Source organism: Streptosporangium sp. NPDC000239, assembly GCF_040300765.1.
Taxonomy (GTDB): Bacteria; Actinomycetota; Actinomycetes; order Streptosporangiales; family Streptosporangiaceae; genus Streptosporangium.
Genome location: NZ_JBEPEI010000001.1, coordinates 658540 through 673448, shown reverse-complemented (window position 1 = coordinate 673448; position 14909 = coordinate 658540). Strand labels below are relative to the sequence as shown.

At 72.2% G+C, this 14909-nt stretch carries 9 protein-coding genes; all 9 read right to left on the bottom strand.

All coding sequences use genetic code 11. The annotated features are described in order from the left end of the window. Window positions 1-61: 61 nt before the first annotated feature. Window positions 62-1912: an asparagine synthase (glutamine-hydrolyzing) gene (asnB, locus tag ABT340_RS03085; RefSeq protein WP_352008964.1), complete on the bottom strand. Its 1851-nt coding sequence runs from the start codon at window positions 1910-1912 to the stop codon at window positions 62-64. 120 nt (window positions 1913-2032) lie between these two features. After that, entirely contained in the window at window positions 2033-3490 is a 1458-nt protein-coding gene (locus tag ABT340_RS03080; RefSeq protein ID WP_352008963.1) for an RsmB/NOP family class I SAM-dependent RNA methyltransferase, read from the bottom strand. 3 nt (window positions 3491-3493) lie between these two features. After that, window positions 3494-4423 carry a methionyl-tRNA formyltransferase gene (gene fmt, locus ABT340_RS03075; protein ID WP_352008962.1) on the bottom strand — a complete coding sequence of 310 codons (930 nt, stop codon included), beginning with the start codon at window positions 4421-4423 and terminating at the stop codon, window positions 3494-3496. Between the two features lie 5 nt (window positions 4424-4428). Then, entirely contained in the window at window positions 4429-4977 is a 549-nt protein-coding gene (gene def, locus ABT340_RS03070; RefSeq protein ID WP_352008961.1) for a peptide deformylase, read from the bottom strand. 545 nt (window positions 4978-5522) lie between these two features. Next, complete coding sequence (locus ABT340_RS03065; RefSeq protein ID WP_352008960.1) at window positions 5523-6911, bottom strand: hypothetical protein; 1389 nt, start codon at window positions 6909-6911, stop codon at window positions 5523-5525. A 39-nt stretch (window positions 6912-6950) separates the two neighbouring features. Continuing rightward, entirely contained in the window at window positions 6951-8618 is a 1668-nt protein-coding gene (locus tag ABT340_RS03060) for a hypothetical protein (protein ID WP_352008959.1), read from the bottom strand. A gap of 49 nt (window positions 8619-8667) precedes the next feature. Further along, window positions 8668-10746, bottom strand: coding sequence for a primosomal protein N' (locus ABT340_RS03055; protein ID WP_502992398.1), 2079 nt, complete (start codon window positions 10744-10746; stop codon window positions 8668-8670). Between the two features lie 220 nt (window positions 10747-10966). Beyond that, window positions 10967-12226, bottom strand: coding sequence for a helix-turn-helix transcriptional regulator (locus tag ABT340_RS03050; RefSeq protein WP_352008958.1), 1260 nt, complete (start codon window positions 12224-12226; stop codon window positions 10967-10969). Between the two features lie 218 nt (window positions 12227-12444). Continuing rightward, the gene (locus tag ABT340_RS03045; RefSeq protein ID WP_352008957.1) at window positions 12445-14733 is read right to left on the bottom strand and encodes an ATP-binding protein; all 2289 of its coding nucleotides are present in this window, start codon (window positions 14731-14733) and stop codon (window positions 12445-12447) included. Between the last annotated feature and the right edge of the window lie 176 nt (window positions 14734-14909).

Genomic DNA, 14909 nt, shown 5'->3' with positions numbered 1-14909 from the left:
GCGGCCGAGTCTATTGGGCGCCGCCCTCCGGTCACCGGGCGGGCGGAGCCCCCGCGCGCGCTCAGAGTTTGAGCCGCACGTCGTACTCCTCAAGCCAGGCGTTGAGCCCGAGGAAGCCGTCCAGCGCCGCCCTGCCGTCCAGGTCCGCCTCCCCCTCCTGCCGGTCGAGGACGGCTCGCACCCTGCCGAGGTCGGCCAGCTGCGCGGCCGCGACCCCACCCCGGTCGAGCAGCCCGGCGACCTGCTTGCTGAGGGCCTGGTCATAGGCGGGGTCCTGGGTCGTGGGGTAGGGACTCTTTCGGCGTTCGAGCACCGAACCGGGCAGGATGTCCGCCGCCGCGGCGCGCAGCACGCTCTTCTCGCGCCCGTCGAAGCTCTTGATCGACCAGGGGATGTTGAAGACGTACTCGACCAGCCGGTGGTCGCAGAACGGCACCCGGACCTCAAGGCCGACGGCCATGCTCATCCGGTCCTTGCGGTCGAGGAGGTTCTGCACGAAGCGGGTCAGGTTCAGGTAGCCGATCTCCCGCATCCGCCGCTCCAGCCCGCCCTCCCCCGGCAGCCTGGGCACCTCGTCGAGCGCCTCCCGGTAGCGCCTGGCGCGGTAGGCGGGCAGGTCGAGTTCCCGCAGCAGCTCCTCGCCGAGGATCCCGACCACCCCGTTGAACCGCTCGACGCCCGGCATCGCCAGCCACGGGAAGGTGTCGCCGCCGACCGCGGCCGGTTCGTGGAACCAGCGGTAGCCGCCGAAGACCTCGTCGGCCGACTCCCCGGACAACGCGACTGTCGAGTGCTCCCTGATCGCCCTGAACAGCAGGTAGAGCGAGGTGTCCATGTCGCCGAGCCCGAGCGGCAGATCCCGCGCCCGCAGTACGGCGGCGCGCGCGGCGGGGTCCATGAGGTCGGCCGGGTCCAGGACGATGGAGGTGTGGTCGGAGCCGACGTGCCGGACGACGTCGAGGACGTACGGCGTGTCCGGGGTCGAGCGAATCGCGTCCGGGGTGAAGTTCTCGTCGTAGCCGGCGAAGTCGACGGAGAAGGAGCGGACCCCCTCCTTGCCGTCCTTCCGCAGCCGGTCCATGGCCAGCGCGGTGACCGTGCTCGAATCGAGGCCGCCGGACAGCAGGGTGCACAACGGCACGTCGGAGACCAGCTGGCGCCCGACGACGTCCTCCAGCATCCCGCGCACCGTCCGTACGGTCGTCCCGAGGTCGTGGGGGTGCTCGCGGGCCTCAAGCCGCCAGTAGAACCGCCTGCTCAGGCCCGCACGGCTCACCCGGATCACCTGGCCTGGCCGCACCTCGTGCATTCCCCGGTAGACGGCGTGTCCGGGCGTCTTGCTGAACGCGTAGATCTCCCGCAGGCCGTCGAGGTCGACCACGGCGGGCTGGGCGAGCGGGTTGGCGAGGATCGCCTTAGGCTCCGAACCGAACAGCACCCCCGAGGGGGTCGGGTGGTAGTACAGCGGCTTGACGCCCATCCGGTCGCGCGCCAGCAGCAGCTCCTGACGCCGGACGTCCCAGATCGCGAAGGCGAACATGCCGTTCAGGCGGTCGAGAAGGTCCTCGTCCCACTCCAGGTAGGCCCGCAGCAGGACCTCGGTGTCGCTCCGGGTGCGGAAGCGGTGGCCCCGCGCGGCCAGCTCGGCGCGTAGCTCGGGAAAGTCGTACAGCTCCCCGCTGTAGACCAGGACGGCAAGCGGCTCACCGTCCTGGTCGGCGACCATCGGCTGACGCCCGCCCTCGACGTCGATGACGGCCAGCCTGCGGTGGCCGAGCGCGACGTGCGGGGCCGTCCACAACCCCTCGTCGTCGGGCCCCCGGCAGGCCATCGTGTCGGTCATGGCCTGCGCGACGTCCCGGGACGGCCCAAGGTCACGCTCGAAGTCCACCCACCCGGAGATTCCACACATCAGTAAATCCCCACGTCCCATCGGCGATTTCCTGCATTGTCCGCAGAACCGATATTCATCTCAACGTGGGGGCAAGATTCGGACTTCCTTAACCTATCTTCACAAAGAGTTCAAATCCCGTTACCGGCGGCGCAGCAGGGCGAGGAACATCGCGTCCGTACCGTGGCGGTGCGGCCAGAACTGCGCGTACGGCCCCTCACCCAGCCCCTCGACGCCGGGCAGGAAGGCACGGGCGTCCAGCGCCTCGGCGTCCGCACGGCCGCGCAGCGCGTCACCCACGACGGCCACCGTCTCCGCCAGATGCGGCGAACAGGTCACGTAGGCGACGACCCCTCCGGGACGGACGGCCTCCAGGGCGTGCGAGAGCAGCTCCCGCTGGAGCGTGCCCAGCTCGGGAAGGCTACGGGGATCACGGCGCCAGCGCGCCTCGGGGCGACGGCGCAGCGCGCCGAGACCGGTGCAGGGCGCGTCGACCATGACCCGGTCGAAGACACCCGGCCGCCAGGCGGGCACCGTACCGTCCGCGGCGACCACCGCGGCCTGACGGGTGGCCTGCCTGACCAGACGGGCGCGGTGATACTGCAGCTCGGCCGCCAGCAGCCTCGCCCCGCCCCGTACGGCCAGCGCGTCCAGCAGGCCCGCCTTCCCGCCGGGACCGGCGCACATGTCGAACCAGCGGCTGTCCCCGCCCTCGACCGGGACCCGCGTCAGCGCCAGCGCGACCAGCTGACTCGCCTCGTCCTGTACGGCGGCGCGCCCCTCGGCCACCGCCAGGATGGAGCCCGGATCACCCTCCTTCAGGTAGGCCGCGTACGGGGAGTACTCGCCGGGCTCGGCGCCCGAGGCCAGGAGCTCCTCGACCGAGGCCCGTCCGGGACGGGCGACCAGGGTGACGCGGGGACGCTCGTTGTCGGCGGCCAGCAGGGCGGCGGTCTCGTCGAAACCACCGCCGACGGCGTCGCGCAGCGCGTTGACGATCCACCGGGGGTGGCTGTGGGCGACCGCCAGGTGGCCGACCGGATCCTGCCCGGGATCGGGAGCCACGATCGGGACCCACTGGTCGAGCGAACGGCCCGCGACCTTCCTGAGCACCGCGTTGGCGTATTTCGACGCGCCTGTCCCCACCCGCAGCCGCACCAGGTCGACGGTCGTGCCGACGGCGGCGTGCGGCGGGACACGCGTCTTGAGCAACTGGTGCACACCGAGCCGGATCGCGTCGAGCAGCGGCGGATCGAGGTCCTCGGGGGGACGGTCACTGCAGGCGGCGATGACCTCGTCGTAGGTGCCCAGCCCGCGCAGCGTCCCGTAGGCCAGCTCGGTCGCCAGGCCCGCGTCACGCCCGGAGAGGCGGCGCTCCCTCAGCAGGGCGGGCATCAGCAGGTTGGCGTAGGCGTCCCGCTCGTCCACCGCGCGCAACAGGTCGTAGGCGACGTTCCTGGCCTCGTCACGGACCGGCTTCGGCGGGCGCGGGCGCCTGCTTCCACGACCCGCCCCCCGCCGCTCTCCGCCGCGAGAGGCGGTCTGATCGTCCCGTGAGTGGCCCGCCGCACGGCGGCCACCGCTCCCCCGCTCGTTCATGTCCTAGCCCAGCCGATCGTCTTCGGTGAGCCGCACGCCGCGGGCCCACTCCCCCGCGCTCATCGCGCGCTTGCCCTGTGGCCGCACCTCACCCAGCTCGACCGGGTGCGTCGCGGTGCCGACCAGCACCGTGTTCTTCGAGGCCGCGATCCGCCCCGGGGCGAGCGAGGGCGCCCCGGGCGCGGGCCGCACCGGGCCGAGCTTGACCCGCAGGCCGCGGAACTCCGTCCAGGCGCCGGGAGCGGGGGAACAGGCCCGGATCAGCCGGTCGACCCGCATGGCCGGCGCCGACCAGTCGACCCTGGCGTCGTCCACAGTGATCTTCGGGGCGAGGCTCACCCCCTCAGCGGGCTGGGGCACCGCCTCCAGCGTGCCGTCCTCGATGCCGTCGAGGGTCGCGGCCAGCAGCCCGGCGCCCGACTCGGCGAGCCTGGCCAGCAGCTCCCCGCTGGTGTCGGCGGGCCTGACCTCCTCGGTGACCACGCCGTAGACCGGTCCCGCATCCAGCTCCCTGACGATCTGGAAGGTGGCCGCGCCGGTGATCTCGTCACCGTGCAGTACGGCGTGCTGCACGGGCGCGGCGCCCCGCCAGGCGGGCAGCAGCGAGAAGTGGAGGTTGACCCACCCGCGAGGCGGGATGTCCAGGGCGCTCTGCGGCAGCAGAGCCCCGTAGGCGACGACGGGACAGCAGTCGGGGGCGATCAGCCGCAGCCGGTCGAGGAACTCGGGGTCCCCCGCCCTGACCGGTCTGAGGATCTCCACCCCCGCCTCCTGCGCCAGTTCGGCGACCGGACTCGGCTGAAGCTTGCGGCCCCGGCCCGACTGGGCGTCCGGGCGGGTGACGACGGCGGCGACCTCGTGGCGCGGCGAGTCGAGCAGGGCCCTCAACGAGGGCAGGGCGGTTTCCGGAGTTCCGGCGAAGACCAGACGCAAGGTTCCTACAGAGCCTTCCCGTGGGTCGCGTGCGGGGAGAACTTGAACGCGGGGGCGGACAGACCGCTCCACTCGGCCGCGCGGATCTCCCTCATCGCGAGCTTGCGCTGCTTGAGGTCCATCCGGTCGATGAAGAGCACCCCGTCGAGGTGGTCGGTCTCATGCTGGAAACAGCGCGCCATGAGGTCGGTGCCCTCAAGCGTGACGGGGTCACCGTGCATGTTGAACCCCGTCGCCACGGCCCTGATCGCCCTGGGGGTCGGGAACGACAGACCGGGGAAGGACAGGCAGCCCTCCTCACCCTCCTCGTCCTTCTCCTCGGACAGGTCGAGGTCGGGATTGATCAGATGACCGAGCTGGTTGTCGACGTAGTAGGTGAACACCCGCAGGCCGACCCCGATCTGCGGCGCCGCGAGCCCGGCCCCCGGCGCGTCCATCATCGTGTCCGTGAGGTCCTTGACGAGCCTGCGCAGCTCCTTGTCGAAGTCCTTCACCGGCTCCGCCGGCGTACGCAACACCGGGTCGCCGAAAAGACGGATCGGCTGAATGGCCAACAGGGATCTCCTCAGTGCTTTTCGGAAGCCTCAGTGTATCTGTGTCTCCTTGCTCCGCCTGGCGGCGTCGCGGGCTTGGGCGCTGTGTCTCTTTGCGACGCCTTGCGGCGTCGCGGGCTTGGGCGCCTCCGAGTCGGTGCTTTCCCTCGTCACTCCGTCGCTTCGCTCCTGCGTTCCTCAGTCCAAGCACCGACGCGCCCAAGCCGGACACTCCTCACACACGGCACCGGTAAGGCACAGGCCAACCCCTCGCTCCCGGTGCCGGTAAGTCCACGCTGGACTCCTCGCTCTCGGACGTTGTCGGCCGTCCCGTTCAGAGTCGGTTCCGACGCCCCGGTGCCGGGAGTGAGGGGTTTGATCTTGTGCTTTACCGGTGCCGGGAGTGAGGGGTCTCGGCTTGGGCGCGCCGGCGCTTGGACTGAGGAGCGAAGGAGCGAAGCGGATGAGCGACGAGGGAAAGCGTCGGCGCGCCCAAGCCCGCGACGCCGAAGGCGGCGCAAAAAGGCACCCCGTTAGTCCGGCGGCGCCCCTCGGGCGCCGCCGGACTAACGGGAGCGGGTTTTCATCGCCGCCTTGCGGGCCGCCTTGGCGACCGTGGGGTCCGGGTGACGGGCACCCAGCAGGTCGAGCACGGCGATGGTGTCGGGGTGGTCGGCCGCGGCCATCTCCTCGGCCAGCCTGACCAGGTCCTCACCGGGTTCGAGCGCGTCGAACTCGCGGATCGCCTCGGCCGTCCTGCCGAGCTGGGCCAGCGAGGCGAGCGTGTCGACGGCGATCCAGGTGCGGTCCTCCTGGGCGAGGGCCGGGGCCGGGAGGTCGCGGATGTGCAGCCAGGAGGCGGCGTAACGCCACAGGGACGGCTCCTGGAGCGCCTCCCTGAGGGGGGCCTCCGCCTCGGGGCCCAGCTCTTCGAGGATCGTGCCGACGGTGCCGCGCTGGCCGGCCGTACCCGAGGCGGCGACCCTGACCAGTTCACGGGCGGCGGTCTCCGGGGTGCGGGACTCAAGCCAGACGGTGACGGCGCTGGGGGCCGCGGAGCGCTTGATGATGGCGTCGACCAGCTCGGTGGCGCCCAGGTCGGCGAAGACGGCGACCTCGGCCCCCGTCGGCGCGTCGTGGCCCTCCCGGATGAGGTCCTGGCGGACGGCCCAGACGCCCAGGGGGGTCAGCCTCGGCCTGCCCGTCTCGGACGGCTCGATGAGACCGCAGTAGCCGAGCAGGGACAGCGCGGCGTCCAGTTCGCCGGGCAGGGAGGCGCTCAGCGCCCGCATCTCGGCGGGGCGGGCCTGGCAGGCCACCTCGTGCGACTGGAGGATGCCCTTGACGAGGGTGGCGGCGGACAGGCCGTCGCTCACCGCGTACATCGTGGCGAGCATCTCGGCCAGGTGGTCGTCGACCACGGCGGAGCCCGTGAGGCCCTCGTCCGCCCGGTCGAGCACGTCCATGACCACGCCGTCCCAGAACTCCAGCATCGCCCGGTGCGGCAGCTCTGCCGACAGCGCCAGCGGGCCCTCCGTCGCCATGCCCCTGGAGATGCGGAGCATGCCGGTGTTGACCGCGACGACCCACAGCAGGTGCAACCGCGCCGGGCCGGGCAGGCCGAGCTCGGCGCACGCCAGGAAGGGGTCGGGCAGCAGGCCCTCCGGGGTCACCGGCCTGGTGCCGGTCCAGACGGCCAGCCGCTGGGCGTCCAGCACCAGGGGGACCCTCAGCACGGCCTCGGCCAGCTCGCCGTCGGCGGCCAGCTCGACCGGTGGGAAGCTCAGCACCTCGGTGCCGCAGTCGGAGCAGTCGCAGTCGCCGTCCGCCTCGGTGGCGCCGACCGCGTCGAGCACGGCCGCGCGCAGCTCTCCGGGTGCCGCCCCGAGCTCGCCGACGAGCCTGCGCAACTCGCCGAGGTCGAAGACGTTGCCCGTGTTCCCGCTCTTTGCCACTCGTGAAACTTACTGCACTCAGGCCCCACGGGTGTACGGCTAGCCGATCGCGCGCGATCTGGCCTTGAAGGCTGCCTTGCGCGCGGCCTTGGCGACGTTCTGGTCGTGCAGGGAGCGGCCGAGCAGTTCGAGGACCTGCACGACGTCCGGGTGGTCGACCCGCCACATCTCGTCGATCATATGGGCGGGCGGACCGGACGCCGCCATGTTCTCGGCGAACGTCTCGGGGTCGTCCTCGGCCGCGGAGACGGCCAGGGCGAGGGTGTCCACGCTCATCCACAGGACCTCCTCCTGGGTGAGCGCCGGGGCGGGCAGGCCGCGCGCCGACAGCCAGTGGATGACGTGGGGGCGCAGCTCCGCCTCCTGCAGATGCCCTCTGACCGCCCGTTCGGCCTCGGGGCCGAGCCTGTCGACGATCGTCACGGCGATCCCCCTGGCGACGGAGGGGGCGCCGGTGACGGCGCCGAGGAGCTCGGCCGCGGCCTCGGCCGCGCTTCTGCTCCGCAGCCACTCCTCGATCTCGGCCTCGGCCAGTTCCGTGGGGATGCCGGACAGCAGTCCCTCGATGAGTTCGGAGGCGTCCACGGCGGCCAGGTCGGCGGCCTCGGGGGCGTCGATGCCGAGCCCGGTGTAGAGCTCCCGCAGGGCCCACACGGCCTGCGGGGTCAGTGCGAGCTCCATCCGGTCCGGTTCGACGACGCCGCAGTAGGCCAGGCGCCCGATGGCCTCCTCAGGGTCGAGTTCGGCCTCGTCGGTCAGCCCGGCCTCCTGGGCGTACTCCATCAGCAGCGGGACCGGCATCGGCGTCTGCAGCCGGTAGAGCACGTCGCACAGGCCGTAGAGCTCCTCGTCGAGGGCCGGATTGCCGGTGACGGCGCCGCCGGTCTCCTTCTCCACGACGAACTCGACCACCGAGGCCCAGACGTCGAGCGGGTCGAGGTCGTCGGCGTCGAAGACGGCGGTGCCCTCGATCTCGACCAGGCCCGCGTAGACCGCCAGGTCCCACAGCAGGGCGGGTTCGGCGACCGAGAGCTGGGCGGTGGCCTCGGCGGCGTCGCGGACTCTGAGGCGCCCCTTGACGGTCGGAGTGCGGCCTCCGGCGAGCATCCACTGCACCAGCCGCCGGGCGTCGGTCACCATGGGGACCCGTAGCGCCGCCTCGGCCAGTGCCTCGCGGGCGGCGAGCCGTACGGGGGGCAGGGGGGCGCATCCCGGGCAGTCGCACGGCCCGTCCTCGCTCTCCTCCCGGACGGCCTGCGCCGCGGGCCGTTCGGCCGGGGTGAGGGAGAAGCCCTGTTCGAGGGCTTCGGCGCCCATCGCGCTGAACAGGCTCTTGGCCATGCCGAACCGGGAGGTGTCGGCGAGCGCGATCGGCATCTCCGGTTCGATTCGGTCCAGTACGGATCGCATTCTGGTCGCCATCTTGCCGCCGATCTCCTCGGTCGCGAGGAGGAAGTCGACCAGGGTACGGGCGGCGGCGACGGTCTCTGGGGCGCTCTCCGGCGGGGCGATGACCTTCCGCGGGTAGATGTTGAGCAGCAGTTCCTCGAAGGTGCCCGGGGTGAAGTCGCCCAGCTCGTTCACGTCCAGATAGTCGCTCGCGTAGTCGCAGAGCAGACGTACCTCGTCCACGTCAACGGCCAGGCCGTGCGCACGCCCCCACGCGCGCAGATCGTCTACGGCCTGATTCACCCATTCGATCGACACAGAGGAAAATTAACGGCTTACTGTCAGCACCGCGAATCGGGGAAACAACTCAAATGACGTCCAGGGGGTCAATGCACACCCGGACCACCTCCGGTGACTTACGGGCGGAGCGTACTCCCGCCGCCCCCTTCAGCGCCGCGGACAGCGCCGCCCCCGCCGCCTGCGGGACCCGTACCATGGCACGTTCCCGCACCTGGTCGCCCCTTGGCGTGTCGAGGGGGACGGGCCCGAGCACCTGCGCCTGCCCGGGCAGTTCGACGTCGCCGAGTATTTCCCGTACCGCGCCGGGGGACCCGGTCAGGGTGGCGATCCTTACCGCCGGGGGAAAACGGAGTTCTGTCCTGTCGGCCAGTTCACGTTCGGCGTGGGTGGCCGGGTCCCAGCGCAGCAGCGCCTGCACGGCGGGCACCGAGGAGTCGGCGAGCACCACCAGCTCCGCCCGTGGCCGCAGCAGCGCGGCCGCGTTCATCCACCGGCGCAGCGTCTCCTCGGCGGCCCGCAGGTCGGGCCTGCCCAGCATGGCCCAGCCGTCCAGCAGCACCGCCGCCGCGTAGCCGCCCTCCGCGACGGGCTCGGCCCCCGGGGTCGCCACGACCAGGGCACGCGCGTCACCGACCGCGGCGAGCACCCCGTCCCTGCCCGAGGTCCTGACCGGCACCGAGGGAAAGGCCCTGCCCAGTTCCTCGGCCGTACGGCGGGCGCCGACCACCTGCGCCCGCATCCGCGCCGCGCCGCAGGACTGGCAGCGCCACTGTCCCGCGATCCGGCCGCACCAGCGGCAGTACGGCATGGCGTGTCCCCCGCGCAGCGCGAGCGGCCCTCCGCAGTGCCCGCACCTGGCCGTGGTCCGGCAACTCTGGCAGGCCAGGCCGGGCAGGTATCCCCGCCGGGGGACCTGGATCAGCACCGGCCCCGTCTCCAGGCCCGCGCGCAGCGCCCGCCAGGCGAGGCTGGGCAGCCTGGCCGCCCGCGCCGCCTCGTCCCTGGCCAGTTCCGCGTCGTCCCCCGCGGGGCGGACCCTGGGCGCCCTGGCCCTGATCGTCTCCCGGTCCGCGACGATGGCACCGGCCCAGCCGGTGGCGACGAGCCTGGTGGCCTCGGCCGTACGGGCGTGCCCGCCGATGAGCAGTCCCGCCCTGCCGTGGTGGGCGCGCAGCGCGAGGACCTCCCTGGCGTGCGGGTAAGGCGCGAGCCGTTCGGCGTGCAGATCGTCGCCGTCGTCCCAGATCACCACCAGGCCCAGATCCCTGACCGGGGCGAAGACGGCGGCCCTGGTGCCCACGACGACGCGCACGTGGCCCCTGCGGACACGCAGCCAGCGCCGGTAGCGCTCCGCGGGGCCCAGGTCCGAGGTGAGCGCGACGTGCGTCCCGGGGTCCAGGACCGCGCCGAGCGCGGCGTCGGCCATCGCGACGTCCTTGCCGTCGGGGAGGACGACGAGGGCGCCCCTGTCCCCCCGGAGGGTCTCCCGCACGGCGACCGCGACCGCCCTCGGCCATTCGAGGCCGTCCTGTCCCGTCCCGGGCAGCGCGCTCCACACCGCGCGGGGTGAGCGGCCCTGGGCCAGGGCCGTGAGGAAGGCCGCCCCCTCCGGATAGCCGGCCCACGGCCCCAGGTCTCCGCCGGTCTTCTCCCCGGACGGCTTCTCTGCCGGTTCCCGCTGGGGTTGCGGCTCGGCCTCGACCCTGGCGTGGCGGGGCGGGACGGCGAGCCTGAGCACGTCGGCCATGGTCCCCGCGTAGCGGTCGGCCACGATCCTGGCCAGCAGGGCGATCTCCGGGGCGAGCACCGGCTCCGGCGAGACGACCCGCTCAAGCCTGGCCAGTCCGCCCTCGTGCTCGGTGTTCTCGGCCCGTTCGAGCAGGAAGCCGTCCACGAGCTTGCCCGCGAACCTGACCCTGACCCGCGCGCCCGGGACCGCCTCGGCGTCCATGGACGCGGGCACGAGATAGTCGAACGGCCGGTCCAGGTGCGGCAGCGGCGTGTCCACGACGACCCGTGCGACCGGCAGCGTCGCGGCCGGCTCCGGCACCCCCCTGGCGGACCTGGCGGCGGGGACGGGCCCGCGACGCACGGCGTCGAGCGGAAGCAGGGCGCCGTCGTCCGCGGGGAGGCTGGTGTGGGTCACCCACTTGTCCTACCAGATGCGCGGGGACCGTCCCGCCAGACGTGGGAGGGGTTCGGCCAGTGGGTCACGCCCGACACAGGGAAAACCCCAACATACTTCAGGTGGAAGGGGACCCCTCCCTCAAGACCACCCGACGCTGCGGAACGCTGGAGCACACGGTGTCCCACTGGCCACCACCATGATGACCGCCGCCACCCCCCTTCCGCATCGGGCGATGTGCCTATGTCGAGGACTGATAATCGCTTTCCGCGACCCAGGCGGCGACCTGGGTGCGGGAGGCGAGGCCGCCCTTGGCGAGGATGTTGCGGACGTGGGCGTCCACGGTGCGTTTGGCGATGTCAAGCCGTACGGCGATCTCCGGGTTCGAGAGCCCCTCGGTGATCAGTTTGGCCACCTGGAGCTCCCTGGCGCTCAGTGTGCCCGCGGGCCTGGCCGTCCCGCCCGGCTGCCGGGGGGAGGGCAGCCGTCCCCCGCCCCGCAGCGGACGCTGTACGGCGGGCCGCCACGGGCTTCCCGAGGGTTCGAGGCCGACCCTTCTGTAGGCCTCCAGCATCCGGTACCTCTCGCCTGGTTCGCGAAGTACGACGGACCCCTCGACCAGCTTCGCCAGGACGGGCGCCACCCGTTCCCCGGGGAGGTGTCCCCGGCACGCCGCGCGCGCGTCCGCCAGGCCGAAGGAGCCCGGCAGCGCCGACAGCAGGGCCCACAGCTCGCGCTGCTCGGCGTCGCAGAGGTCGTAGCTCCACATGACGGCCGCCCGCAGGTCACGGTGGCGCGGCAGCACGGTCCTGCTGACCCCGGTCAGCAGGGTGAAACGGTGCCTGAGCTCCTCAAGCAGGTCCCTGGCCAGCATGGACCGCACCAGGGTCGCGGCCAGCTCGATAGCCAGCGGCAGCCCGTCGAGCCTGCCGCAGATCTCCGCCACGATCGGCGCCGTGGCCGGCGTCAGCGCGAACCGGGGGTCGACCGCTATCGCCCGGTCCTCGAACAGTCGCACGGCCGAGGTGAGCGGTAACGGCGCGAGCTGCAGCACCCGCTCCCCCGGCAGGCCGAGCGGCCTGCGCCCGGTGACGACGATCGCGGCCCTGGGCGCCTCGGCCAGCAGGTCCTCCGCCAGCGCGGCGACCTCACCGGGAATGTGCTCGCAGGTGTCGAGGACGACGAGCGGGCGCCGTTCGCGCAGGGCGGCCCCGATCTCCCTGGCGGACGACGTCCGGGGCAGTTCGAGCGCCTCGGCCAGTGTGGTCACCGGGTCGGCTGTACCGGACAGTTCGGCCCGCCAGGTCCCGCCCGGGAAGCGGCGGCGCAGCCTGGCGGCCAGGCGCAGGGCCGTACGGGTCTTGCCGACGCCCGCGGGTCCTGTGACGGTCATGATCCTGGCCTCTGTGAGGTGGCGCAGGCCCTCGGCCAGCTCCTCCGCCCGTCCCACGAAACTGGACAGGTCAACCGGCAGGTTTCCCGGCCCCCGCACCATGTTCATCCTCCGCTTCCGCTTGGTGCCGTGCCCGGCGAAAGGCGAACGCCCTTGGCGCCGAATCGGCCGTGCTCTTCTGGAACATCCGTCTACGGCAAAAAATTCACGCCGACCAGAACATTCACGTCCAGCAAAATCGCCGGCTCTCAAGGCATACCTGTACACGCGGACACTTCATGCCCACCTGTACTTGATGTCCGGTCAGCCGTCCGTGCGGCCGGACCTCACACGTGTCCCCTGCGCTGCCTGATCGCCCAGGCCGCGATCTGGGTGCGCGCGGAGAAACCGAGCTTGGCGAGGATGTGCTCGACGTGGGAGTCGACCGTGCGCTGGACGACCACCAGCCGGTGGGCGATCTGCCGGTTGGTCAGCCCCTCGGCGACCAGTTCCGCGACCTCGCGCTCCCTGCGGGTCAGCGGCGCCCAGCGGGAGTCCCGTACGGCGGGCCCCGTGGCCACGTCCTCGCCGAGCGCGTAGGCGATCGCCCGTTCCGAGCCGAGCGCGGCCCCCTCCCTGACCGCCTGCTCGGCCTCCCTTCGAGGCAGCTCCGCGGCGACACGCTGGGCGCAGCGGGCGCTCTCCTCGATCACCACCGGATAGCCCTGCTCGATCAGCCCCTTGTCGAGCCGTTCCGCGCGCGCCGCGGCGAACAGCCGCCCTGCCCTGGCCAGGTCGCCCTCGTCGGCCGCGGCGCAGGCCAGCAGCTCAAGGCAGGAGACGACGCCCATGGTGTCGGAGAAGCGTGTCTTGACCCGCAGGGAGTCGCGGGCGTGCCCGACCGCCCTGGCGGCGTCGCCCTCCGTCCGCGCCACCAGGCCGAGGACGTAGTCGGCGTGCGCGTTCGCCCAGACCTCTCCCAGCTCGTCGCACAGCTCACGGCATTCGAGCAGGATCCGGCCCGCCGCCTCGGGCTCGCCGCCGAGCACCAGGCAGGTGCCCAGCTCGACCATCGCGGGCAGGAGCACCTCGGGCAGCTCCCGGTTGGGGCGAAGCCGTTCGATCACCGTGCCGAGCATGTCCTCCGCGGCCCGGGGGTCGCCCTCGACCGAGGCCAGTGTGCCGTTCATCTTGAGCTGGACCAGCTCGACCAGCTCGGCGCCCGGCGTCCCCGGCGGGCTGTGCGCCCTGCACCGTTCCAGCAGCAGCCGCGCCTCGTCCAGGTCGCCTCTGGCGTTGGCGATGTAGACGAGGGTGAGCAGCCCCCACGACCAGGCCTGACTGCCCGGCATGGGCTGGGCGAGCAGCCTTTCGAGCTGGTCGCGGCCCTCCCTGAGCATCCCGCAGGCCACCCAGAGGTACCACAGGCCCGCGGCCATCATCAGGCCCGTCTCACGCAGTTCGGGGTCCTGGACGCACAGGTCCAGGGCGGCGCGGATGTTGGGCCACTGCCTGCGGACCCGGCTCCACGACTCGACCTGGTCGCCGTGCCGGCCCGACTCCTTGCCCCTGAGCGCCAGCTCGAAGTGGTAGCGCAGGTGCCTGCGGCGCAGCCATCCCTCGTCCCCGGTCTCGGCCAGCCTGGCCGCGCCGTACTCCCTGATGATGTCCAGAAGCCGGTAGGCCGTGCCCTCCTCGCGTTTGACCGGGATCACGATCGACTTGTCCACCAGGCCCAGCAGGGTGGGCAGGATCCGTTCCGCAGGCAGCGCCTCGTCGGCGCAGACCCCCTCCGCCGCCGCGGCGTCGAAGTCGGAGACGAAGATCGGCAGCCGCGACCACAGCAGCCGTTCGTCGGGGGTGCACAGGTCGTGGCTCCAGTCGACGGTCGCGCCGACCGTCGGGTGCCTGCTGGCCGTCACCCGGCCGGACAGCAGCCAGAGCCGGTCGTCCAGCAGGTCGCGGACCCGGCCGAGGGTGAAGGCGCGCATCCGGACGGCGACCAGTTCGATGGCCAGCGGGATCCCGTCGAGCTTGGTGCAGATCTCCGCGATCTCCTCGGCGTTCTCCCCGGTGAGGGCGTAGTCCGGCTTGACGGCGGCGACACGTTCGAGGAACAGCGTGACCGACTCGCACCGGGAGAGCGCGCCGACCGACTTCATGGCGCGCGGCCCCGGCAGGGCCATCGGCGGCAGGGCGACGATGTGCTCGCCGGGCACTCCGAGCGACTGCCTGCTGGTGGCCAGGATGCGCAGGTTGGGGCTGCTCTCCAGGAGGGTCTGGGCCAACCGGGCGCAGGCGTCCACGAGGTGCTCGCAGGTGTCGAGGACCAGGAGCATCTGCCGGTCGCGGAGGTGCTCGACCAGGACCTCGGTGTCCGGCCTCACGGACAGGTCGACCAGTTCGAGGGCGTACGCCACGGCCTGTTCGAGACGGTCGGGGTCGCTCACCCCGGCCAGTTCGACGAACTTGACGCCGTCGGCGAAGGTCGCGAGCACCTCGGAGGCCGCCCTGACCGCCACCCGGGTCTTGCCGATGCCGGCGACCCCGGTGACGGTGACCAGCCTGGAGACCTGGAGCAGACGCCTGACCTGACGAAGCTCTTCCTTGCGGCCCACGAAGCTTGTCGCCTCCATGGGCAGTTCGCCTGTCCCAAACCGCCTGATCACGTCTCTCCCCCAAGATCTCCAAAAGAGAAGTTACACAGAATTGGACGGTTCAGGGGACACAGTTGGTGGTCAGGCTCCATATGTGCGCTCCTGACCCGTGAAAGGCGGGACGCAGCCGGTCACCGCCACGCCTCCGGCCTCGC

Bases quoted from the DNA above. Each gene is read 5' to 3' on its own strand.
- ABT340_RS03050 (WP_352008958.1), bottom strand. From the start codon at position 12,226: ATGAACATGGTGCGGGGGCCGGGAAACCTGCCGGTTGACCTGTCCAGT.
- asnB (WP_352008964.1), bottom strand. From the start codon at position 1,912: ATGTGTGGAATCTCCGGGTGGGTGGACTTCGAGCGTGACCTTGGGCCG.
- ABT340_RS03080 (WP_352008963.1), bottom strand. From the start codon at position 3,490: ATGAACGAGCGGGGGAGCGGTGGCCGCCGTGCGGCGGGCCACTCACGG.
- ABT340_RS03045 (WP_352008957.1), bottom strand. From the start codon at position 14,733: ATGGAGGCGACAAGCTTCGTGGGCCGCAAGGAAGAGCTTCGTCAGGTC.